This window comes from Variovorax sp. H27-G14 (genome assembly GCF_046156345.1).
In the GTDB taxonomy this organism is placed as follows: Bacteria; Pseudomonadota; Gammaproteobacteria; order Burkholderiales; family Burkholderiaceae_C; genus Variovorax.
Genome location: NZ_JAYLVN010000025.1, coordinates 1 through 23,602, shown reverse-complemented (window position 1 = coordinate 23,602; position 23,602 = coordinate 1). Strand labels below are relative to the sequence as shown.

Here is a 23,602-nt window from a genome sequence, read left to right as displayed (position 1 = left end):
GCAAGCATCCATTGAATTGCGTGCTGTCGGCTGTCGGACGCCAGGACGCCTAGGGAAAGACAGGTTACGCCTGAACGAGCGCGGCGACGATGGTGCAGAGTGCCACCAGGATGCCGGCGCGTATGCGCACAGCAAGCCAACCTGCAAGGGCTAGTTCATGCGACGACCGCAAGCCACTTGCCTTGCGAATAACGCTTGAAGCCGCCGTCATCGACAAAGCGCCACAGGTGCAGCCAATCGTGGTCGAGCAGTTGGCGCACGACTGGGTGTATGGCGATCACGCGCTCGATCGCCTCGGCCTGTGCGTCGATGACGACGGTCATGCGCAACGGCTCGTGCCGCCAATGCGTGCCATCGTGTAGCGACTGATGTGCCAGGCCGATCCGCAAGTCGCCGCCGTTGCCCTCGAAGACACCGATGCGCCCACCGACCACGTTGTGCAGTAGCTTGTTGCCACTGCCCAGGCGACTCGGATCGCAAGTGGATGCGTGGTACTGCCAGTTGATCCAGTGCGTCACCAGCATTGGCGCGGTCATCAGCAGCTCCAGGACGCTCCCGTCTGCGTCATTGGTAGCGTCGTAGTCGTGCAGGAAGGCGCGGCCATCGAGCAAAGCACCCAGGCTGCGCCGGCGTGGCGCGATGATCAAGGCCGCATTGCCGGCTAAGCCCCATTCCGGCCGCGTCTGGGCGCCGTCGTTGGCGCGGCGGCGAAGCTGTTGCAGCAAAGCGGCATGGGGCGAGCGGGGGTCGAGTCCGAGCCCGGCTGCACGCTCGCGACGCACTTGGTCACCGGCGTGCAGGAAGACGCTCTGCAAACGAGCCCAGCGCGCCCGTGCGACGTCGTCCAACAGATCGAGGTCGAAACCCTCAATCTCGTCGGTGGTCGTGTTGTGCAGCGCAGCGACGAATGACACGTCGGCGGGCACTGCAATGCCGCGAGCGCGTAGGCCCGCCTGCACCTCAGGCTCGTTCAACAGTCGCGCCAGCACACGCGCATTGACCTCGCCGGTTTGGCCGCAACAGGCCCCACAGTCCAGTGCGGCCGCCTGCGCATTGTTGGCGCTCTGGCTGCCATGGCCGATCAGCAGCACCAGCGGTGCGAGGCCAAGGTCCAAGCCCATGGCGTGCAGCACGGGCGCGACAAGGTCGACCTTGGCACCGAGAGGCAGATTGGTGAGCACGGGCCGGCACACCGGTAGGTAGCGCCGCGCAAGCCCGGCGTTGTCGACCGAGCGGCGTGAGGCCGCCGACGGACGTAGCCACCGCGCCAGCTTGCCGAGATACCCAGCCCCAACCGCCTCGACCGACGAGAAGGCCGCGTTCGGCCAGCGGCTGCCGGCGCTCCAACGGTCGGCGTTGGCGAAGCTGTCAACCCGCGCCGCACGCGCGGCCGTTTGCAGCGCGTCACCCGCCGGGCCGAAGTCCGTCGTGGTGTGTGCCACGCGCTCGGTCACCTCCAGTGCCGGTGCCAGCAGACCGGGCAGCTGCGGTCGCCGCGCTTCGGTAGCCAGCGGTGTGTAAGCCACCGGCAGGCCGAAGAACCCGGCGAAACCGATGGTCTGGACTGCCGGCCAGGTCGATTCGACGGCCCGACGCAAGGGTTCGCTGCGCACGTCGATGCAGAAGGCGGCCTGAACCTCGACGCCCGAGTCCACCACCGGGTTCACACCCAAGTTCTCGGCCGGCATCGCTGGCAGCGACGCGACAGCCCGAAGCTTGCGTGCCAGGCCACGCTGGTAGCCCAGCTCGAACGCGAGCTGCCAGACCTCGTCGACCAACAAGGCGTTCTCGGCCTGCTGCAGCAGAGCGGGTGCACGGCCCCACTCGACCTGCAGTGCGGCAAAGGCGCGTTGTGCGGCCTCGTCGTCGCGGCACTCGAGCAGTATTGCGCCCCAGGCCAGGCGGATCGCAAGCAAGTCACGCAGGTGCATGTCGCTGCCACCCGCCAGGCGGGCCTCCCAGGCGAGGTAGGCACACCACGACGCCCAACCGGTCACTGTGAGCAGGACGGCTTCAAGGTAGTCGGCCCAGGCTTTTTCCGGCAATCCCAACCGACGCAATACCCAGCGTTCGGCGTCCTCGCGTGTGGCGGGCAGCGCGGCCAGCCCGCTTGCGATGTCGGGCAAGCCCATCAGCATGCCGATGCCATGGTCGTGCGTCAGCGTGGTGCGCCAGAAGGTGTAGAGCCCACCTTCCCGGTCGGGCTGCCAATCGGCCTGATGAACGTCGAAGTAGGCGGCGCAGACTTGGCTAACTTGGTGGGTGATGGCCTGCCGCCAAGAGAGCCGCCGCTGGCCCTGCGGATCGTCGTCGAGCACGTCGATGAGCAGGGGCAGCCGGGTCAACGCAGGCAACTCAGTGAGCGCGGCCAGCACCTCGTCTGCCTTCAGGCCAACGGCCCGGGCGGCGGGAAGTTGCGCGAGCGCTTCGTCGATGTCGGCGGCGACGATGCGGCCCGACGCCCAAGCCTGCCTCAGCATCGCACGTGGTGGCAAAACGCGGATGTCCCCCAGCACTGCCATGCGCGCGGCTATGGCGCGCACGCTGTGACCGATGCGCTCCCAGTGCGGGTTGACGGCAATCGCGCGATCCAGTGGCCAGGCCGGTGCGATGGCGCTGCACGCCTGAGCGCACGCGGCATCGATGCGTCGGTTGATGTCGACGTTCGTTGACGGAATTGGTTGCAGACGGAAGCAAGCTTCGGCGGGCGGGTTAGACAAGGGTTGCACGGGAGGTTCCTCGTTTCGAGTCAATCGGCGGTCGGTACGGTCCAGCGCGCCGGCCACAGCCGCAGCGCGGCGCGCGTAGCCGGCTCGTCGACGTAGAAGCCGGCATAGATCCAGCGGCGCCAGGTGGCCAGCGCCGCCGGTCGGGCGTGCAGCAGGGCCAGGCAAGCGTAGAGCGCTGCCATGCCGGCCAGCGCCACCAGACCAGCCAGCCCCTGCGGCCTGTCATGCACGCCGAACGGCAGCGCGTGACCGATCAGCGCGGCCAGCACCAGCGCGGCCACCATGCAGGCGGCGGTGAGCGCGCCGCGCACTGCACCCGTTGCGTCGGGATGCTGCTTCAACGGCGTCCAGAACAGGGGTGCCCAGGCCAGCGCCAGCACACCACTCCACCACCAGGGCCAAGCAGCGACCCGAAACACCACCGCATGCAGCAAGAGCAGGGCCGTGACCAGGGTCGCAGACAACAGCGGCGCGACCAATAGGCTGGTGGCCGATGGCGCCAGGGCCCCGCGCATCGTGCGCAGGCGCGTCGATTCCACGGCGCTGGAAGCGGCAAGGAAGGCATGCGCCTTGTAGAGCGAATGACCGATCAGGTGCAGCATCGCCAGCGTGTAAAGACCCAGGCCACACTCCATCACCATGAAGCCCATCTGGGCAACGGTGGACCAGGCCAGGCGCACCTTGATGCTGATCCGCGTCAGCATCGCCAGTCCAGCGAGTACCGCGGTGGTCAGGCCGATGCTGACCAGCAACCAACGTGCGATCGGCGCTGCGTCGAGCAAGGGCGCAAAGCGGATCAGCACGAAGCCGCCGAGGTTGATCACCCCGGCATGCAGCAGCGCCGACACCGGTGTGGGCGCCTCCATCACCTGGAGCAGCCAGCCGTGAACGGGGAGCAGTGCAGTGCGCAGCGCGACCGCAAGGGCCAGGCAGATCGCGCTGGCCTGCAGCGCCATCGACGGCGCAGCGGACTCGAGATGGCGCCACAAATCCGGGAACGAGCCGGACCCGACCTCGTGCCAGGCCAAGACCGCGGCGGCGATCAGCAATACGTCAGCCAAGCGATCAGCAACGCGTTTCTTGTGTGCCGCCAGCAGGGCAAAGGAGCGATTGGTATAGAAACACAGTAGGTGCTGCAAGGCCAGCCCGACAGTCGCCCAGGCTGCGATCAACACCAGCCAATGGTTGGCCAGCAGGAGTAGATGTACCGCGGCCAGCACGCCACCGAGCGCGGCCACGTAGCGCGGTTGGCATGGTTCACCCTGAAGGTAGCGCGACGAGAACACGCCAATCACGGTTCCGAGTAGCTGCACCAGCAACGCCATCCATGCGCCCGTGATGTCGACGGCAATGCCGGTGACAGGAGAGAGCAGCGCGTTCGACTTTGCAAGAGTTTGCAGGCCCAGGCTTGCTGCCGTGCATGCGAGCGCGACCATCGCCAGCACCCGGAACCGCTGCCAGACTGTCGGCACGTCCGAGTTGCTCTGATGCGGCGTGGCAGCCAACATCAGGATTGCAGGCATGAGGCTGCAGGCGAGCAAGAACGCATTTGTAAAGGTCATAAGGGTTACGCCAAGAGAGAGTTCAGTTGATGATGCGAGCGGGTTTACGTTCTGTAAAATTCATTGGTAAGAACGTTTCAATCTTTTTAAGAGAACAATGAAGATCGAACAGCTCAATTTCCACCACCTTCTGTATTTCTGGCGTGTCGCCAAGGTCGGGCATCTCACACAGGTGGCGAATGAGTTGCACGTGTCCCAGTCGGCGCTTTCGAACCAGATCCGCCAGCTTGAAGACCGCTTTGGGGAAGCTTTGTTCGAGCGCAAAGGACGCCGTCTTCTGCTGACTGATACGGGACAGACCGTGCTGTCCTATGCCGAGAACATCTTCGGCCTCGGTCAGGAACTGCTAGGCCGGCTGCAAGGCAGCGACGGGAGCATGGTGCGGTTGCGCATGGGAAGCGTCGCAACGCTTTCGCGCAACTACCAGGAGAACTGGATCCAGCCGCTGCTGGCCGATCCGACGGTGAGGCTCACGCTGGAGTCAGGAATGCTCGAGGAGCTGCTCAGTCGCCTGCTTCAGCACCAGCTCGACGTCGTGCTCGCCAACGAGGCGGTGCCGGCCGATCCGGACCGGCCGCTGCACTGCCGCTTCCTGGGCAGCCAGGACATCTCGCTCGTCGGCCCGGCGCAGACGTGGCAGGGGCGCACGCTACGCATTCCCGAAGATCTCGGCGGACTGGAGCTCGCATTGCCAGGTCCGCGCCACGCTGTGCGCGGGCAGTTCGACGCGCTATGCGTGGCTGCGGGCGTCACACCTCGTTTACGGGCAGAAGTCGATGACATGGCGATGCTGCGCCTAGTGGCACGCGACAGCGGCTGGCTCACGGTGCTGCCCGAGGTGGTGGTGCAGGACGAGCTCCGTGTCGGTGCGTTGGTGACGGTTGGGCGATCTTCCCAACTGAAGGAAAACTTCTACGCGATCACAACTCTGCACCGGCACCGCATGGAGCGCCTGGAGCGGTTGCTCGCCCAGCGGCCTGCGCGGGCGCCAGAGCCGCCGGATCTGCACCGACCCGCCGTCGACGCATCCAGCAAGACGCGCCGCCGGCGGAAGACGTAAGACCTCGCGTAGCAGCGTTCCTGCGCAAAGACTTCAAAGGTTGTGGTCAGCCTGCGTTCTCTCGAGCAATCCGCGTGTAGACGCGATGCCCGCAACCCGGATGCAGCATTCCACAGTATGTCGCCGACAGTCTGCGTGAGCAGGCCCAGCGCATCAAACAACTGGCGATAGACATTAAGGCCGTCGAGGTGCGGCTTGCTGAGGTCCTGCGTGTTGACGTGGACATGAAGCGCGTGGCGGCGATACCTGGAGTCGGCCTGCTCTCGGCTACGGCGGCCATCGTCACGATGGGAGAAGCCAATGCATTCAAGTCTGTGCGTGAATTCTGTGCCTGACTGGGTCTGGTGGCCGAGCTCGCGTTCGCAGACCATCAGAACCGGCTGAGCTTAGACGAACTCGCTTCGCGCTCCGCAACCTCTATTCGCAGTGCGAGCCGCGTGTTCCCAGCAGAAACCGGCCTGACGTTCAAGGCATGGCGCCAATGCGCACGAATCGTGCGGGCCATGGAACGACTGGCCAGGGGCGAGGCTATCGCCAGGGTCTCGATGGCCGCAGGTTTCGCCAGCACGGCCGCTTTTGCCACGGCTTTCCGGCAAGTAACTGCGATGGCGCCGACAGAGTTTCTCGAACGTTCAACGGTCTCGAATTTCGGGGGATCTTTTTGAAGAAAGCTGGGCGCTGCTTGCACCGGTGGTTCTGAAAGCCGCAGGCAAGACTTCGGCTGTACATTGAACTGATGCTGGACGTGACAAGCTTCCACGCGTTGCATGGCTATGTACCGCCGTATCCATCGGCAGCAGGCGCGTAGGCCGTCGCCCTCTTCACGCAATAGCCCGAGCCGCACTGCACGCTCATTGGTGAGCACGCCGATACCGCCGTTTCGTGCTCGCTGTTGGACAATTCGATTTCGCGCCGCTTCACAGAAGCCGCTTTCAGACTTCACATTCGTCGGATTTCAGTCGCGCAAACTGAGCAGCCTGCAGTCGAGGCAAGGGAGGGGAAAGAATGCCGCTCAGGGAACGCCTCTATGTCGGCTGCTGTCACCCACCTTGAGGTGGCCAAGAGGAATCTTCTGGATCGTCAACAGCAAACCATCGGAATACTCGGGAGCGATAGTCGGCCGTCGTTCTCACATGCAAAAAGCCCGACGATGCAGCGCCCCGATCGTCCACCGGAATGCCTGCCGCTCGTAGGGCGCGCAGTTCAGCCTCTGAGTCGGTGTGGAATGGCAGCTTCAGGGTCGCCGTGGCCCTGTGAAGAGTGGCTTTGCCCATCGTAGTCTCCTCTGCATTTGGGGCAGCCATTGAATCCCAGGCTCGTCCATCGTGCAATACAGCTTTCGTGGGAGGTCAACTCAGCGAAAAGGCGTCACGGACTGGCGAGGTTGCTTCAGCGCGACGCCAAGGGCTGGTACTCAGCCCGCAGGGGACTTCAATTCGTCAAGCAGCGCATTTCGCTGGAAGAGAACGTCGACCAGGTTGGTCTGAAAGCCATCAACGTCCGGAAGACGAAATCCGAGCCAGCCGAATCCGGGGTGGCGCAGGTTAAGGACCAAGCTGCCGTCGGCCTCGATGGACCATTGCCAAGCGGGCGCATGTACCTGGGGCGGTGCCTTGATGATCAGGGGAAGCACTTGTGCGACCGCCGGCTCCATTGTCCTTCTGGTTTCCGCCAAGACGCGGATGAGCCGGTCGACTGCCTCCGCGGGTTGGACCGCGCCAGTCGCCAACCAGCTCGCGAAATCGACTCCGTTTTCGTTGGTCAACTCGACGTTCATCAGTTTCATGGTCGGGATCCTTCCAGAGCGTTGAGCTCCGGCGAATGTTCGTGCGATCAGCCGATGTTGGCAACTGTGAGGCCATTCGTGTAGAAAACTCACCTCGACGGAGCTTTGAAGAGAACCCCATCGCAAAGAGCGACTCAGGGCGATACCGGCATGCGCCTATCCTAGGCGGATCGCGAGCCACGGCGAGCGATGCACAGCTTGGCGGCCATTCTCTGGTCATGGATTCCTCGTCATCTGCGCAGGAAAAGTGGTCAAGCGGCGAGGCGGTGCTCGTAGTAAGGGCGCGCGCGGTCATCGAGGATTGCGTATTGGGCGTCCAGATTACCTTTGTCCGGCCTTAACCAAGCGTCGATGTTCTCAAGCTTGAGCGGTATGGGGCAACGATCGTGGCCGGCCGCTGCAACCTCTGGCGGTGGCTCATCCATGATGACGGCGAACGACAGCAGGTCTGGCTGTCCCGGCGCAGTCCACTTGGACCACAGGCACGCCAGCCACATGTCCTGCTCCGGCCTTGGCCTGAACTCAAGGACGGTGTCCTTGCCTTCACGATCGACATGCTCATAAAAGGCATTGATCACCATGACACCGTGCGACACGCCGAATTGGCCACGCCAAAACCCTTCCAGGTTGTCGCGCCGGGCGTTATAGGTGCCCGGGTAGAGGAAATCGAATTTCTCAGACTTGCCCGCTGGCCTGCACTGGTAGCGCATTGGCTTGATCACCCGATGCCCGTCTTCCCAGATCATCACTGGCGCATAGACGCCAGGAAATATCCGCGCATCGCGTGGTTCTGGCTCGGCTCGCCTCAAATCGGCCAGCTTGCCAAGTCCCCATTCCACCTTGGTGGTTGCGATGCGCACATCCTCGGAGGCCTTCTTCGTCGTCTTGACGAGCAGCTTGCGCTGGGCATCGGCCAGGCGCTTGCGCTGCGCGAAGAGGTCTTGCTCGAGCTTGATCGCCTGCTGGGTGTTGAAAGCATCGATGAGGTCTTTGATGCCCCGCTCATCCTCGTTCTCGGGGCTCATGAACGCGGCATCCATTGCCTTGGGAATCTTGATCTTCGGATTCGATTGGCGCTCGTAGTACAGCTCTGCGAAAGCGTCCAGCGTCAGCACGCCGCCGAACATCCGGAAGAACTGCTTGTAGTCGGCACGAATCTGGGCTGAGTAGCACATGCGTCACCTCCGGCGAATCCACCCAGCGGAACTGCTGGGTTTTGTTCATCTGGCCCGTACCGAGCGGCAAGAGGCCAACCAAATTTGTAAACCTTCTTGCTCAAGCTGCACGGCGCAGAGATACTGTACATCCATACAGTAATAGGAGCCTTGATGGCCATCTCCCTGTTGTGGGCTGATGGCGAAAACACGCCCCCAGTCCCACAGTCTTTCACGCCTTCCGGCGTGGCGCAACGCTGGCCCGTCGGGCTCCCGCACGCCGTGGAAGCGGCGATCTGGCGGGGCGATGCGCTCGGCTCACCGGTCACGACCACGCTCCGCACAGGCTTCGAGACGCTGGACGCCGAGTTGCCTGGCAATGGCTGGCCATGCCAGTCGTTGACGGAGGTCCTGCAGGTCCAGCCCTCTGTACTTGAATGGCGCTTGCTTGCCCCCGCGATGCGTGTCGTGGTCGCCCAGGGCAAGCAGATCGTCGTCGTCGGCCCGCCGAAGGCCCCGCACTTGCCCGGCCTGCGCCATCTCGGCCTGGATGAACGCCAACTGGTTTGGATCAACGCAGACAAGCCGGTGGAGCGCCTGTGGGCCACCGAGCAGCTCATCAAGGCCAACGCCGCAGGCATGCTGGTCAGCTGGCTGCCTCAGGCCCGCCAGGAACAGGTCCGCCGCTTGCAAGTCTGTGCCCAGGGCTGCGACGGCCCGGTCATCCTGTGTCGACCGGAGTCGGCCGCGCATGAAGCGTCGGCCGCGCCGCTGCGTCTGCAGGCCCGCCTGGGCGTCGACTGGGAACTGCACGTTCACCTGCTCAAGCGCAAAGGACCGCCGCATGAGGGCGAGCTGCGCTTGCCCTCTATCCCTGGCGGGCTGGAAGCGGTCCTGACGCCGCGCCTTCGCTACCCGAGCCGCCTGATCGCGGCCCGCCAGTCCAGGGAGCTCTCCCATGCTGTGGGCAGCCCTTCTTCCCGACACCCTTCCGGACGACCCGCAGCGGCGCACTGAGGCGCTCGACGGGCTCGCGACGTGGTGTCTTCAGTTCACACCCCGCGTCGCTGTCCTCGAAGCGCTTCTGCAGTGCCCGGCGGTCGTCATGGAGATGGAGCAGAGCTTGCGCCTGTTCGGCGGCAAGCGCCGTCTGGTCGAACGCGTGCGCGAGGAATCCACGGACCTCGGCGTGCGGCAGTTGAGCTGGGCGCCGACGAGCCTGGCCGCGCTGGCGGTGGGCCGGGCCGGCATGTCCAACGGCTTTGCCAAGCCGCTCGCTCAGCTCCTCGACGCGCTGCCGCTCGAAACGCTGACGCAGGTGGCCTCGCACCAGGCGACGCTGGCCCGATTGGGCTGCCGAACCTTGGGCCAGGTGCGCGCGTTGCCGCGGGGTGGCCTGAGTCGGCGGTTTGACTCCCAACTGCTGGCGACGCTCGACCAGGCCTATGGTCTGCGTCCCGAGACCTACCCCTGGGCGCAGCTGCCCGAGACCTTCCACGCGAAGCTGGAGCTCATGGCACGGATCGAGCACGCGCCCGCAATACTGTTCGGTGCGCGCCGCCTGGTGCTGCAGATGGCCGGCTGGCTCATGGCGCGGCGTTCGGGCGTCACCGCCTTCACGCTGCGCTGGTGCCATGACGCGATGCGCTCCAAGACAGCGGGCGATGGCGGCGAACTCACCGTGCGCACTGCCCAAGCAACCCGTGACACGGAGCACCTGATTCGGCTGCTGGCCGAGCACCTCGACAAGGTCGAACTGCTGGCGCCGGTCGGCGACCTGGAACTGCTGGCCACCGAGGTGCAATCGCTGGAAGAGAAGAGCTTCTCGATGCTGCCTGAGGCACGGCAGTCGGGAGAAGGTTTGGCGCTGGTGCTCGAGCGCATCGCGGCGCGCTTGGGGCCAGATCGGGTGCTGCGCCCCGTGATCCTCGAAGACCACCGAATGGAATGGATGTGCCGCTGGCGGCCTGTACCGGAGCCGGCACCGCGCGCGAAGAGCTGCATGGTCGAAGTGCCGCAGCCCACCTTCATCCTGGCGAAGCCGCTGCGCTTGGCGACACAGAACAACCGGCCGCTCTATCAGGGCGTGCTGCAGTTGCTTGCGGGGCCGCACCGGGTCGAAGGCGGCTGGTGGGACCGGACCACGCAAAGCGAAGAAGGAGAGCGGCTAGGCGAAGGAAAAGGAAAAGGTGAGGGCGCACCCGCACCCGCGTCACCCGAGACCACTCGACACAGCGCCCGCGACTACTGGGTGGCCGTGAGTGAACACGCAGGCGTGCTGTGGATCTTCCAGATGCGCTTGGCAAAGGAAGAGACGGCGTGGTTCCTGCACGGCACCTTCGCCTGAGTGATCGCGTATGGAACTGCCCGACTACGCCGAACTCCGCTGCGTGAGCAACTTCAGCTTCCTGCGCGGCGCCAGCCAACCGGAGGAGCTGGTCGAACGCGCGAAGCAGCTCGGCTATACCGCCCTGGCCATCACCGACGAATGCAGCCTGGCGGGCGTGGTGCGCGCCCACGTGGCTGCGAAAGACCACGGCCTCAAGCTGCTCATCGGCAGCCAGTTTCTCGTCGAGCCCGAGCAACTGGAACAGGATGGGACGCCGTTCACGCTCACCGTCCTTGCCTGCAATCTGGATGGCTACGGCAACCTCTCCGAGTTCATCACCAAGCTGCGCCGCGCGTCGGAGAAGGGCACATACCGACTGCCACTTCCGGACATCCATGGCCATGAGCTCGAGAACTGCGTAGTGTTGGCCTCGCCGAAGCGCATGTGCACGCCGGCGCAACTGCGCTGGCTCGGCAACTGGCTCCTGAGGCATTTCATGGGCCGCAGCTGGTTCGCTGTGGAAAAGCTCCGTGTGCTCGACGACGAGATGTGGTTGCACAGACTGAGCGAAATCAGCGCTGACACCGCAATTCCGCTGGTGGCTGCGGGTGACGTGCATTTCCATGTGCGTTCGCGCAAGCCCTTGCAGGACGTGATGACTGCGACGCGGCTGGGGAAGCCACTGACTGATTGCGGGCTTGAATTGCAGCCCAACGCCGAGCGCCATCTGCGCACCCGGCTGCGGCTCGCGCAGACCTACGCGTCGGATCTCCTTGCAGAGACGCTCAAAGTGGCCGCGCGCTGCAGCTTCAGCCTCGAGGAGCTCCGTTACCAGTACCCCGACGAGGTCGTACCCCGAGGAGAGACCCCGGCCGGCTACTTGAGGCGTATCACCTACGAAGGTGCAGGGCGCCGCTGGCCCGATGGCATTCCCGCCAAAGTACAAACGCAGATCGAACACGAACTCGTGCTCATCGCCGAGCTGAAGTACGAGCACTACTTCTTGACCGTGGCCGACATCGTGATGTTCGCGCGCTCCCGACACATCCTTTGCCAGGGGCGCGGCAGTGCCGCGAACAGCGTGGTCTGCTACTGCACGGGCGTGACCGAGGTCGACCCGGCGCGCATGAGCGTGCTTTTCGAGCGCTTCATCTCCAAGGAGCGCAACGAGCCACCGGACATCGACATTGATTTCGAACACGAGCGGCGAGAAGAGGTGCTGCAGTACCTGTACGCCAAGTACGGGCGGGATCGCGCAGCCATCACTGGGGTCGTGATCAGTTATCGGCCCAAGAGCGCGATCCGGGATGTGGGAAAAGCCCTGGGCATGTCGCTCGAAACGGTCGACGCCATTGCCAAGGGGCACCAGTGGTGGGACGGGCGCGAGGTCCGGCCGGAGCGACTGCAGGAGATTGGTCTGTCGATGGAGTCGCTTCAGGTGCAGCAGCTGATGCACCTCACTGGGCAACTGATCGGATTTCCTCGTCATCTGAGCCAGCACACGGGTGGCTTCGTGCTGACCAAGGGCCCGCTGTGCCGCATGGTGCCCATCGAGAACGCGTCGATGCCGGATCGCACGGTCATCGAATGGGACAAGGACGACCTCGACGCGCTGGGCCTGTTGAAGGTGGACTGCCTGGCGCTGGGCATGCTCACTGCGATCCGCAAGGCGCTGGACTTCATCGGCCTGCGCAAGGGCCGCGTGTTCGGCATGCAGGACATCCCGGCGGAGGACAGTACGACCTACGACATGATCTGCAAGGCCGACACCGTCGGCGTCTTCCAGATCGAAAGCCGCGCGCAGATGAGCATGCTGCCGCGCCTGAAGCCACGGTGCTTCTACGACCTGGTCATCGAGGTCGCCATCGTTCGGCCGGGTCCAATCCAGGGCGGCATGGTGCATCCGTACCTGAACCGGCGACGGGGCAGGGAGGCCGTCGTCTATCCGAGTGAAGCGCTGAAGGAAGCGCTGGGGCGCACGCTGGGCGTGCCTGTGTTCCAAGAGCAGGTGATGCAGATTTCGATCCTGGCGGCTGGCTTTACACCTGGAGAGGCCGATGGGCTGCGGCGCTCGATGGCGGCTTGGAAGCGCAAGGGCGGTCTGGAGCACTACTACGACAAGATCGTCAACGGCATGACCTCGCGCGGCTATGAAGAGAGCTTTGCCAAGGCAATCTTCGAGCAGATCAAAGGCTTCAGCGAATACGGTTTCCCGGAAAGCCATGCCGCCTCGTTCGCATTGCTGGTCTACGCGAGTTGCTGGATCAAGTGCCACCACCCGGCGGAGTTCTTGGCAGCCATGCTGAACTCGCAGCCGCTGGGTTTCTATTCGCCGTCGCAGCTTGTACAGGATGCGCGTCGCCATGGCGTCGACGTTCGTCCCGTGGACGTGATGTACAGCGACGTGGACTGCACGCTGGAGGACATGTCACACGAACCTGCGGTGCGGTTGGGGTTGCGCATGATCGGCGGGCTCAAGTCGGCTTCAGCGAACCGCATCGTCGAAGCACGCGCGCAGCTTGTCTTCGACAGTGCCGAAGACCTGGCGCTGCGCGCCCGTCTCGAATTGCATGAGATGAAGCTGTTGGCCGCCGCCGATGCATTGGTGAGCCTGTCAGGCCATCGGCGCCAGCAAGTCTGGGAGGCAGCGGGGCTGCGCGCCGCGCCCGGGTTGCTGCGCGATGCGCCAGTCGATGAAGACTTCCTTGAGCTCGACGAGGCCCCTGAAGGCGAGGAGATCGTGTTCGACTATGCGTCGACTGGGTTGACCCTGCGCCGGCATCCTCTTGCGCTGCTGCGCGAGCGCTTGACGCTTCGAGGCCTGATGACTGCGCTGGACTTGGAGGAGATCGAGAACGGCGACCATGTGAGCCATTGCGGCATCGTGACTCTACGCCAGCAGCCGGAGACCGCGAAAGGGACGATCTTCCTATCGCTGGAAGACGAGACAGGCGTCGTGCAAGTGATCGTGTGGAAGAGCCTGCGAGAGGTTCAGCGCCAGGAACTGCTGGGCTCGCGGCTTATGGCCGTCCACGGAACTTGGCAGTGCGAAGGCGCTGTGAAGAACTTGATTGCCGCAAGGCTGGAAGACCTGACCCCGTTGTTGGGGAGGCTGGCGTCGGCAACGGCGAGCCGGGATTTTCGATGAGCGTGGGTTTGCTCGTGCAGGCGAAAGAGGGCCGTCGTCTCGCGAAAGTGACGAGCATGTGGTCGAAGCGTTTTGACCGCTCCGACTTGCACTCCAACTCGCGCGATCCCCCTTGAGCCCGATGAATGTTGGGTGATGGGGATCGGTCCGACAGCTGTCTAAGAGACGGCGCGCTACCCCGAATTGCTTTGGCGCGGGAGTCGCTGCGCCAGCCTATTAGGCGCTGAGGGGCAATGCTGCGGGCGCAACGTCGGCGGAAACGGTGTTCAGGCGCTTGCCCTTGGCGCGCGGTGCAACCTTGGCGACGGTCGGGACTGCCTGCTTGCTCGCGGCCTTCTTCGCACCTGGCGTCTTGGCGGCGCGCGTCTTCACTTGGCCATTGCCTTGCGAGGCAGAAGTCTTTGGCGCGATTGCTTCCGCGACAACCGCGTCAGCGGGCGCTGCGGGGACGGCTGCGGCAGCAGGACGGGCATTCTTGGTGCTTGCTTTGACGCGCTTTTCGCCTTTCCCCGCAGCAGACTTCTTGACCAAGGCAACGGCGCCCGTTTTGCCGGGTTTGGTTGCAATAGGCGATGCGCGCTTTAGCGCATCCGTGCGGAACTCGTCCAGCGAACGACCATCGGCAAGCGCTTCACGCAGCCACAGAGGCCGTGGACCGCGGCCCGACCAAACTTGGCCTTCGTCGTTGGTAAATTTCGGCATCGCAAACTCGTCACCGCTCTTGATCACAGGCTTGGCGCTCTTCGCCGCGGGCTTGCCAAAACCGAGTTGGTCTGGCGTCAAGCCGTAATGAGAAATCGCCACCCGGATGCGATCGATCACGCCCTTCAGTTCAGTCCGTCGCAGTGCATCAGCTTCCTTTTGAAGCTTTTCGATCTGCTTAGTAATTTGCGCGAGAGTCTGTGCCATATCGAGAGTCCTGTTCAACGAATAATGGCCGCAGCATAACTGTTTCGTATTGACAGCATCTCCAGGCGTCGATTAATTTGTCAGGTGATTGCTCAATATCCGCCACGTCAACCCATTAGAAAAGTGGATTGTCATCATCAAAGACATTCAGTCTCTCTTGCCGTAGATGCTCTGCATGAGCATGGTCTCGCAACTCCAGATTTGCGGGTCAATGATTAACTTCTCTGGCTGGCCGTGATCTTTTGCGAGACACGGCGCTGCGCACTGACCGAAAGTTCAAGCAAACATTCTCACGCTCGGAATTCAGGTGCGTAGCCTTCCTAGAACTGATCAGTGCAACCCTGAACTGGCCATCGCGCGAAGGGCAGGCCCCACCTGAAGCCAGCGACAATGTGAGCATGTCACTGGCCGTTCCCGTTATTCGCCCCCGCCACCATCGTCAGTCGAATTCCTCCACGGTGCTCTCCGCGCTGGCCGAGGTGCTTGCGACCAGCGGCTACACGGGCATCCGCGTTCTTCAGGGGAAGGTGTGCGCGGTGAAGCAGTTCAACTTCACCGCCGCGGTAGTCGTCGGACTGGACCCCGTCGGATACGACCGCCGGTATTGCTACGAGCATCGATTCGATGCCCAGGCCGCACTCGCTGGTTAGGACGGCAGAGCACATCCCTCTGGACCGTGGATTAAATGCAAGGGCTCGGGCATCGATCTATTGAACCCCGATTTTGCTGGCTTGCCAAATCCGCATCGGTGGACCGACTACGAGAAGTTTCCAAATGCTGGCAAGTGGGACATGCTCCAGCACCCGGAAGCAACCGTCGCCGGCATTCCGTGCGATCCGGATACCGCGGGCAGTGGCAAGAGTCCAGCTGCCTGCCTCGCTCGGGAGAGAGCGCTCGTTCGTGGGCGGTGGCGTCCAGGGAGGATTTATGAGCAACGGTATTGAATCTTGGAACTGACCGAAGCGGTCAGAGGTGATTCGAACTGAGATAAGCGATGGCGAAGAGCAATCCGCCAAGCAGGCCGCCAATAATCGTGCCATTGATGCGGATTTTCTGAAGGTCGGTTCCGATGTTCTCCTCGATCAGCGTGCTCATGGCCTTAGCGTTCCAGCCCTTCACGGTGCCTTCAATGTGATCGGATACGAACTTGCCCAACGCGGGTCCGAACTGATCGACAAGGGACTCGACTTGGCGATTGAGCGACGAGCGCAGTTCTTCGTCCTTCTCTAAGGTGGAACCGATCCAGTCTCCCGCCGCCACAAGCTTTTGATGGATCTCGGAATCCTCGTTGCGAAGATCCCTCTCCACCATGTCGCGCAGCGACGTCCACAGCGAGGCGATGTAGCCAGTGAACTTCTCATCATTGAGGATGTAGTCCTTAATCTCGTCGCCTTTCTTGGTGAATTTGCTATCGCCCTTGAGGTGCACGATGAGGCTGTTGGCCTTTTTGTCGAAAGCTTCGCGCAGCGCGTGGCTGGGCTGCTTGGACACGTTGTCAAGATAGCTTTCGATCCACTCCGCGATCTTCCCGGCGGCGAACCGACCGACTGCTTCTGTCGGAAGGACAAGCTGCCCTTTTGGATACTCATCGCGAATGCCTTCCGCGATCTTGGCGGCTAGCGTCGCGCGGGTCGCCGGATCTTGGAACGCTTCCGTCAGTTTTGCTATGGCTTCGTCTAATAGCTCGTGGTGCCGCCCCTGCGAGAGCATCGCCTCGAGCACTTCACCCGAGGTCCTGGAAAGATCGACACTCTTAAAAGCCTCGCGTATGGTTCTCGAGATCAACGCCTGCACACTCTCCTCATGCAGACCATTGAGAGCCCAAGCGACCAATTTTGCGCCGTGGCGTCCGAAACGCTCAGCGTTTCGCTTTTCGAGGAACCACTTCGCTACGAACTGCGCTGGATCGTTTCTTTTTACGATGGCGACCAACGTCTCCGTCTTTAGAAAGTGATCGCGGACAAAGTCCCCGAGGCTACTGGCGATGCGATCCTTGCTGCGAGGGATCACCGCCGTGTGGGACGGGAAGATCGGTATCAAGCCTAACAAGTTGACAGGCCGGAAGAGCGCCGCGACTGCAAACCAGTCGGCGAGGCCGCCGACCATCGCCGCTTCCGACATTGATTGGAGCAGTTTCATCGTCCAAGCCGGGGGGGCCTTCCAAATCAAGCTCAGTCCAAAGAAACCGGCTGCGCCAACCAGAAACCATGCGGCGCGGCGCTTGGCGCGCTCCAAGGCCTCGGTTTTGTCTAAAGTTCCCTCCATCGATCTATCTCCCGTTGGTTGGCCGCACTGGGGCCATTCGTTCTCATCTCCGCGTCAATGATCGCCAAGAGCGGTGCTTAAGCATCGACTGGGTTTCGTTCGATCAAGTGATCCTCCGATTCCTAGCAGCGCTGGATCATAGATGAAACGAGTTGTTGCTGCGGCAAAGCTGCGTGGGCACGACAGGAGCTGCTGGCCGCGACCAAGAAGCCTTCCGACGAAGCCCGCCGAGCGAGTTGCTGGATATCGACACCAAGAAGCTCGGGCGCCTCATGCGGCCCAGCCCCGTGTGACGGTCGATCGTGGCGGTGCCTAACGAGGCGCCGGCTGGGAGCTCGCTAAGGTGGCCATCGACAACCACTCGCGAGCGGGCTTGGTGCAAATTGCGCGACGACGAGCGCGAGGGCTCGGCCGTGCCGTTCCTGCAGGCCGCCCCTAGAACCTCAAAAGCGTGAAAAACCGCACGTAATTGCCAGTTGGTCAGATTGCCATGACAGCTATCGTTTCACGATGTTACTATTAATACAAAATTACAAAGGTGGAGCGCGTGGCAGTAATAGATCTGGTCAAGTGGGACGGCACCCCAAACATCGTCGCGTGGAAATATCCGAGTACTGAGCTTTCCACTTGGACGCAGCTCATCGTCAATGAGTCTCAAGAAGCATTTCTTGTGCGTGGGGGTGTCTATGACGGCCCGTTCGGTGCAGGCCGACACACGCTCAGCACTGAAAACCTACCCCTCCTGCGCTCGCTGATCGGTATACCTTTCGGGGGCAAGTCACCGTTCAGCGCGGAGGTTTGGTACGTCAATCGCGTTACAAACCTGGACGTGAAGTGGGGCACGGCCGATGCAATTCCGCTGCAGGATCCCAAGTACGGCATCATGATTCCGGTGCGCGCTTTCGGGCAGTACGGCATCCGGATTGTGGATTCGAAGCGCTTTCTTCTCAAACTCGTTGGCACGCTGCCTGGGTTTGATGTCGATACGCTCTCCAGCTACCTCAAAGGCGTCCTGATCACGCGGATCAAGACCGAAATCGCCACTTGCATCGCTCGCGCAGGCATTTCGATTCTGGAGGTCGCTACGCAGCTTGATACGTTGTCGGCGTCTCTCAAGGCCGCACTGATCCCGGAGCTTGCCGAGTATGGCGTTGCGCTTGCCCAGTTCAATATCCACTCTATCAACGTCCCGGAGAACGACGAGGCGGTGATCACGCTGCGCAAGGCGCTCGCCAAGCGCGCCGAGATGGGAATTATTGGTTTCACATACCAGCAAGAACGCAGCTTCAATGTGATGGAGACCGCCGCAGGTAATGAAGGCACTGCCGGCGGTGTGATGGGCGCGGGCTTGGGATTGGGGATGGGCATTGGCATGGGGCCGAGCATCGGCAGCAACTTTGCCCAGGCCGCAGCCGACATCCGGCCATACGCGGCGCCGCCGCCCACGGCATCTGCCCCGGAGGCTGCCCCTCACACCCCTCCGCCACCGCCTGTTGCCGCCCCAGCCAGCGTGGGGCCGTCGGAACGCATACGGCTCCTGAAGGAGTTGGCGGAATTGAAGCAGTCCGGCATTTTGACGGACGCGGAGTTCGATAGCGAAAAAGCTCGAATCCTCGCGAGCTGAAGGATCCCCCATGTCAATGAAAATGAAGCTGGGCTTGGCCGGGTCCGTAGTTGCGCTCGCCGCGATTGCCATCTTGGTCGTACTGCTGCCATCAGGCGTCTGGAGTGCCCCGGTTGTTGCAGCTACCGCATTGGTAGCAATTTTGCTAGGTGGATTTTTCTACCTGCCCGCGCCCCTGGCGCCCTCGTCCAGGTCGGAGGAATCGCGCCTAGCGCTGATTGGACCGAGCGGCGCCGTGATATCGCTGGCTTTGCTCGGCGCGCTTGCCGCGTTTTTGGCGGGTCTGACGGGGTACAACGCGCTTTCCTGGTCGCTGACAATCTTGACGTCGGCAGGCCTCATCGTGAGCGCATTGGTTCTCCATGCTTCGTCTGGCGTGATAGACCAAGCAGTGGCTTCCCAGCCCGACAACAGCGACCGAATGGAGTGGCAAGGTCTCCTGAATGAGGCGGTATCGCGCAATGCGGGCCGCCCGCACACGGAACGGTGTCTACGCCTGGTCGAGTCGCTTCGATATACCGCATCAAGCATCAAGAACCAGACGGTTGCCGAAGACGCGGCGCTCCGAGCCAAGCTGGTTCAGCTGCTCGGATTCTCCCCCTCGGAAAGCGACGCCACTTTCACACAAGCAATGGACGAGATCGAAGCGCTCGTCATGCGCCGTCAACAACAACTCGTGGCATCACGCTCCAAAGCGTGAGCCGGTACAGCACCTCATGGACAACAATACGCTCAAACTGATTTGCAGCGGCTGCGGCTCTTCGCTGGAATACTCGGCTGGAAATCGCGCGCTCAAGTGCATGTATTGCGATGCGATCACCGCGATCGAGCAAGCCCCGAACGATGATGGAAGACCATCCAATGCGGAGCTTGTGGTCCCGCTGGGTGTTACACGGGCTGCGCTAGAGGACGTCGTCTATGCGCATCTCGCGCAGGGCAACCTGACCCCAGATAACCTGCTAGAGCACGCTGTGTTCAGCAAGGTAGAGCAGTTCTATGTGCCCGCATTCATCTACCGCGGGACATACGAAGCCGATTGGACCGCAAGCTTCGGTTTTGACCGGCAGGAGCAGTACACGGTTTACGAAAAGGACTCACAAGGAAGATCGCGCCCCGTCACCAAAACGAAGACCGTCACTGACTGGCGGCCTGTCAACGGCGCCGACCGGGGTGACTTCACAGCCATCGCCTACGCTGGAGAGCGGCTTTCAGCAGCCGGATTGGACCTTCCGCGGATCTTCATAGAACGTCCGGCAGTGGATGAGCTCAAGCCATTTGATACGTCATACGTGACAGGCTTTGAAGCCGAACCGTTTACCGTCAATGCGCAGGAGGCATACACCGTACGCGGGTCCGATCTTGTCGACGCACAGATCGACGCGGGAGTGAAGCAGCATGCGCAGGGCGATCGTCAGAGGGACTGGCGCTGGAAGGCTACTACCTCCAAGACCGACACCAGTGTCTTCCTGCCCATTTGTCATGTCGTATATGACTACGAGGGCCGTACCTACAACGTGTGGACAGATGGCACGACAGGCGAAAAGCTGGTTGCTGATCCCGCGCCGGTCGACCACGAGCGAAAGAAGGCGATCCGCTGGGGCTACGCGCCGCTGGTCGTGTCACTCCTCGCGGCCGGCGGCGGCTATGCGTACGCGGATGCGCATCGAATCGCCTTCAGCCCAGGGCTGGCCGCCGGCGCCGTGGTCGCTGCACTCGTATTCGCCGCGTGGCGCAAGCATTCGATCTTGTCGTACTCAAAAGGCATACGGCAGGCACTTTTGAGCCAGCGACAGCTAAAGAGCGTGGATTCGCTGCAGCTTGGTTCTGCCGAGCGCCAGGCGCTGCTCGAGCGCGGAACCCGGCCGAGCCGTCCATTTCTTTCGATGACGTCCAAAGATGCAATGCTCATCCCTGCGGTCTCATTGATCGCCGCCGCAGTCTTTCTGGTACCCCTGATACCCGCGAGTTTCAAGGATTCGCCGACTCCGAGCTATGCGAGCGCCTCAAAGCCCTCAAGGCCCCAAGCACCTGCGGCACCCTCGCCGGTTCAAGCCCCCCCGCAGCAGCGCGCGCAGAGCGTCGAGACCTCCGTTTCTGCCGCAGCTGTTGCACCCGTCGCGGCAGCAGCGGTGGCGGCGGCCCCTGTCGTCGCACAGGTGCCAGCAGTCCAGGTGGCAGCGACACCAAAGATCCAATTTGACCCGCAGCTGAAGCAAATGCTGATCGCCGCAAGCAAGCACCAATGGGACGTCGTCGATTCGGCGACTGCTGCGCCGCTGGCGCTGCGCAACGTCAATCGTGATCGCGCGGCCGGACGCGCCGCGAACACCGAAGGTAAAAGCGCTTTGCAGCGCGGAGAGAACCAGGCCGCGATCGAGGCGTTTACGCGTGGCGTCGAAGCCGATGCTGTTGATCCTGAGATCGTGAATAACCTGGCCTTCGCCTACCAGGAGAGCGGAGCACATGCTGAGGCGATCGGAGCCCTGAACGAGACTTTGCGCCTCGCGCCGCGTCGTGTGGCCGCGTGGGCGAACTTGTCCGCGTCGCTTGCGGAAACAGGCGACGCTGCGGCATCGGCGGCCGCGCTTTCGTTAGCGCTGCACTATTCGGGGAGTCGCCAGAAGACGCTCACGTTCCTGGGTGAACAGGCGCAGAACGGGCGCTCTGATGCAGCCCGCGCAGTCGCCAGCGCCGTCCTTTCCGCGGCAGATGAGATTCCGACGCTGGGCGATAACGTAACGACGGCTCGGGCGGACGTTCCGGCGCGTGCCACGTCGCCGCGGCCGGCCCGGGCGGACGCACCTACTTCGCAGATCAAAGCTGAAGAGGCCTACGCGAAGCAGATGAATCGGCAACTTGAACAACAACTCAGAGAACTGAGCCAGAAATGATGACCACGCGTTTCCGACTTTCATCCGTTGCAGTTTTTACTGCTCTCCTATTTGCGGCGTCTGGCTGCGCAAACAACCAAGGCAGAACTGTCACTGGCTCGAACGCGACAGACCAGGCTGCTCTGGGCGCGGGCATCGGCGCACTGGCTGGCTTCGCTGCCTGTAGGGCTGTCGGCGGTAAGGGTTCCTCGTGCGCAACCGCCGCGGTGGCGGTGGGCGCCGTCGGAGGTTTTATTGGCTGGCGCAACGGTAAACAGAAGGACTTGGCAGAAGCCCAAGCATTTGATGACGCGATGCGCGCTAACCACATGGCGGTCGTTACAGATGTTGCTCCGATCCAGCGTGCCAACGACCAGGGTCGCCCGGAAGCTGTGAACGCGTGGAAAGGAACCACTGTGGGGTTGCCGTCCAATTTGTTGGCACGCCGAAGTCCGGACGTGCAACGCAGCGTTGAACTTGCCGGCAAACTTGCCTCGTCGCGCACGGATCCTTCACGCGTGCTGGTCAGCGTGCCCAATGGGGACCGCGACGCAGTGCAGGGGTGGTTGCGTACGGGCTTCGGTCAAGGAGCCGCACGCGGCCCGCGGCCTGAAGTCCAAGTTCTGGACGCCTCGGCAGGCTCGGTGCCGTTCGTGCGTGTCGAGCCACTCAACCAAGTTCAATTTGGGATGAGCGCAGAAAAGTCAAACCAAGGGTAGCAACCTACGGCAAACATCGCGGATCGGCTAGCTGCGATAGCAATCAGTTGGTGCACTCTTGGATCGGGGAGCGAGGAGGCCATGATCTGGAGACCTCGATCACTCCCGGTCTTGACCTGACGGCCCCTAGCCGTCTGATCACTATTGCATTGCGAAAGAAAGCCCGGACAGCAAGGAATGTGCGCGCGCTAACGATCAGCCCAACGAAAATGTTGCCGGCGTCGCCTTTGCGCCCCAATGACTGTGCTTGATTCGCATGCGCAGGTTCGCATTCCAGGATGCGGCTTGCCAGAGAAGATGTACTCGTTGTCTTTGCCGTTCGCTGCGCTGCCAGCGTCACCATGCTTGTCCAATGACCCAACTCCACGCCGCTTACTGTGTTCCGGAAGTCTTGGGGGGCCTCACATCTTCCGACAACTCCGTCGCCCTTGCCCTGTTGCGGACGCTAGCGACCTTCGACCTCGATACTGGCGGCGAACTACCGGGGTTTGATGGTGACCGTACCGAGTTGGCTGCTCTCATCGCGGTCGCGATAAATCTGACCAGTCGTGGAATGCCCACGCGTGCACCGCTGGCCCTAAGCCAGTCTGTCTTACGCGCGGCGTGGCCTGGCTACGCATCGTTTTATGCGGAGGATCGGCGCGGCGTTGGTTTCGACTTGGCAAGCGTGCCAGCCGACTTTCAGACGTTGCTCGTGCGAGCGCTGCACGTTACTGAGTCTCGCTTAAGCAAGAGTGCTTTCAGCGAGGTGACACGGGCACACTACCCTCTGGACTCGCACGCAGAGCATCACTTTCTCAACAATGTCGTAGCTTTACGTCTGGGTACTGGACTGGCACAGGCTCTGATGCCCCAAGCGCCACTGGACGGGCTGTTGCGCATGGCCCTCAGGGAGACGGCCGACAGCTCAAAACTCGACCGGCAAAACGTCAAGGATGCGACGCAGCAATGCGTCGATTTCGCGCTTCCGCTGCCATATCCCGCGGGGGAAGCCCCATCCGGTCTGATACTAGAAGTGGATGGGCCCCAACACCAGGAGCCTGCTCAGAGAATCAAGGACGACGAGCGCGTCAAAGCTGCGAAGTTGGCAAACTGGTACACAGATCGGTTGCCGGTCCAGGAGCTTGAGGATCCAGAACCTTGGCTAACGAACCTGCTGCTTCAAGCCGACACCCACCCCTATTGCCTGACACTGCGACAGAACTACGACGAACCGCTCCACGGCTTTGACGCTGGGCGCCGTGCCGAGCAGTTGATCCTTTCGCCGGTGCTCGCGGCGCGCGTCCATCGCGTCTTGCTAGAAGCGGTAGTGGGTCGAATCTGTCGGCGCCGGTTGAATCTTGACCCACCCTGCCGGTTGAACTTTGACCCGGGGATGGAAGCCGGCATCGTGGAAGCCGGCTGTGCATAACTCTAGCGTCTTCCTCCTTTCTTGACTTCTTTATTG

At 62.4% G+C, this 23,602-nt stretch carries 17 protein-coding genes and 2 pseudogenes; 13 read left to right on the top strand and 6 right to left on the bottom strand.

Annotated elements, in window-relative coordinates; genetic code table 11:
* Nucleotides 1–155 precede the first annotated feature (155 nt).
* Both VLK31_RS32500 and VLK31_RS32495 read right to left on the bottom strand, forming a co-directional pair.
* Entirely contained in the window at nt 156–2,687 is a 2,532-nt protein-coding gene (locus VLK31_RS32500) for a YbcC family protein (protein ID WP_409172664.1), read from the bottom strand.
* A gap of 62 nt (nt 2,688–2,749) precedes the next feature.
* Nucleotides 2,750–4,291: an NADH-quinone oxidoreductase subunit L gene (locus tag VLK31_RS32495; RefSeq protein ID WP_409172619.1), complete on the bottom strand. Its 1,542-nt coding sequence runs from the start codon at nt 4,289–4,291 to the stop codon at nt 2,750–2,752.
* A gap of 97 nt (nt 4,292–4,388) precedes the next feature.
* On the opposite strand from VLK31_RS32495, the gene VLK31_RS32490 reads away from it, so the two are divergent.
* The 3 genes and pseudogenes from VLK31_RS32490 (at nt 4,389) to VLK31_RS32480 (ending at nt 6,016) form a co-directional block, all read left to right on the top strand.
* Nucleotides 4,389–5,351 carry a LysR family transcriptional regulator gene (locus VLK31_RS32490; RefSeq protein ID WP_409172618.1) on the top strand — a complete coding sequence of 321 codons (963 nt, stop codon included), beginning with the start codon at nt 4,389–4,391 and terminating at the stop codon, nt 5,349–5,351.
* Between the two features lie 227 nt (nt 5,352–5,578).
* Nucleotides 5,579–5,683, top strand: a pseudogene (locus VLK31_RS32485) (transposase); the annotation flags it as partial.
* 12 nt (nt 5,684–5,695) lie between these two features.
* Nucleotides 5,696–6,016, top strand: a complete 321-nt coding sequence (locus tag VLK31_RS32480) for a helix-turn-helix domain-containing protein (protein ID WP_409172617.1) — start codon at nt 5,696–5,698, stop codon at nt 6,014–6,016.
* A gap of 749 nt (nt 6,017–6,765) precedes the next feature.
* Here the strand turns inward: VLK31_RS32480 and VLK31_RS32475 are convergent.
* Nucleotides 6,766–7,137, bottom strand: coding sequence for a hypothetical protein (locus tag VLK31_RS32475; RefSeq protein WP_409172616.1), 372 nt, complete (start codon nt 7,135–7,137; stop codon nt 6,766–6,768).
* Between the two features lie 251 nt (nt 7,138–7,388).
* A complete protein-coding gene (locus VLK31_RS32470; protein ID WP_409172615.1) occupies nt 7,389–8,312 on the bottom strand; it encodes an SOS response-associated peptidase family protein in 924 nt (307 codons plus the stop codon).
* 153 nt (nt 8,313–8,465) lie between these two features.
* Between VLK31_RS32470 and imuA the strand changes: the two genes are divergently transcribed.
* From imuA to VLK31_RS32455, 3 genes are read left to right on the top strand one after another with little or no spacing between them, the layout of a single operon-like run.
* Complete coding sequence (imuA, locus tag VLK31_RS32465; protein WP_409172614.1) at nt 8,466–9,308, top strand: translesion DNA synthesis-associated protein ImuA; 843 nt, start codon at nt 8,466–8,468, stop codon at nt 9,306–9,308.
* On the top strand, nt 9,250–10,638 hold the full coding sequence (locus VLK31_RS32460; RefSeq protein WP_409172613.1) for a Y-family DNA polymerase: 1,389 nt from the start codon (nt 9,250–9,252) through the stop codon (nt 10,636–10,638). Before imuA ends, VLK31_RS32460 begins: the two co-directional genes overlap by 59 nt.
* Nucleotides 10,639–10,648: 10 nt before the next feature.
* Entirely contained in the window at nt 10,649–13,768 is a 3,120-nt protein-coding gene (locus VLK31_RS32455; protein WP_409172612.1) for an error-prone DNA polymerase, read from the top strand.
* A 216-nt stretch (nt 13,769–13,984) separates the two neighbouring features.
* Here the strand turns inward: VLK31_RS32455 and VLK31_RS32450 are convergent, their stop codons facing one another.
* Complete coding sequence (locus VLK31_RS32450) at nt 13,985–14,677, bottom strand: H-NS family nucleoid-associated regulatory protein (protein ID WP_409172611.1); 693 nt, start codon at nt 14,675–14,677, stop codon at nt 13,985–13,987.
* A 398-nt stretch (nt 14,678–15,075) separates the two neighbouring features.
* Between VLK31_RS32450 and VLK31_RS32445 the strand changes: the two genes are divergently transcribed.
* The gene (locus tag VLK31_RS32445; protein WP_409172610.1) at nt 15,076–15,327 is read left to right on the top strand and encodes a hypothetical protein; all 252 of its coding nucleotides are present in this window, start codon (nt 15,076–15,078) and stop codon (nt 15,325–15,327) included.
* 316 nt (nt 15,328–15,643) lie between these two features.
* On the opposite strand, the gene VLK31_RS32440 is transcribed toward VLK31_RS32445, so the two are convergent.
* Nucleotides 15,644–16,912 (bottom strand): DUF445 domain-containing protein, encoded by a 1,269-nt coding sequence (locus VLK31_RS32440; protein WP_409172609.1) that lies wholly within the window; start codon nt 16,910–16,912, stop codon nt 15,644–15,646.
* A 254-nt stretch (nt 16,913–17,166) separates the two neighbouring features.
* Here VLK31_RS32440 and VLK31_RS32435 point away from each other — a divergent pair.
* The 6 genes and pseudogenes from VLK31_RS32435 to VLK31_RS32410 form a co-directional block, all read left to right on the top strand.
* A pseudogene (locus tag VLK31_RS32435) lies at nt 17,167–17,376 on the top strand (IS481 family transposase); the annotation flags it as partial.
* A gap of 113 nt (nt 17,377–17,489) precedes the next feature.
* Nucleotides 17,490–18,566, top strand: a complete 1,077-nt coding sequence (locus VLK31_RS32430; RefSeq protein WP_409172608.1) for an SPFH domain-containing protein — start codon at nt 17,490–17,492, stop codon at nt 18,564–18,566.
* Nucleotides 18,567–18,582: 16 nt separating this feature from the next.
* Nucleotides 18,583–19,266 carry a hypothetical protein gene (locus VLK31_RS32425; RefSeq protein ID WP_409172607.1) on the top strand — a complete coding sequence of 228 codons (684 nt, stop codon included), beginning with the start codon at nt 18,583–18,585 and terminating at the stop codon, nt 19,264–19,266.
* Nucleotides 19,267–19,282: 16 nt separating this feature from the next.
* A complete protein-coding gene (locus VLK31_RS32420) occupies nt 19,283–21,457 on the top strand; it encodes a tetratricopeptide repeat protein (protein ID WP_409172606.1) in 2,175 nt (724 codons plus the stop codon).
* Entirely contained in the window at nt 21,454–22,155 is a 702-nt protein-coding gene (locus VLK31_RS32415) for a hypothetical protein (protein WP_409172605.1), read from the top strand. Before VLK31_RS32420 ends, VLK31_RS32415 begins: the two co-directional genes overlap by 4 nt.
* A 352-nt stretch (nt 22,156–22,507) precedes the next feature.
* Nucleotides 22,508–23,566, top strand: coding sequence for a hypothetical protein (locus VLK31_RS32410; protein ID WP_409172604.1), 1,059 nt, complete (start codon nt 22,508–22,510; stop codon nt 23,564–23,566).
* Nucleotides 23,567–23,602: the final 36 nt, after the last annotated feature.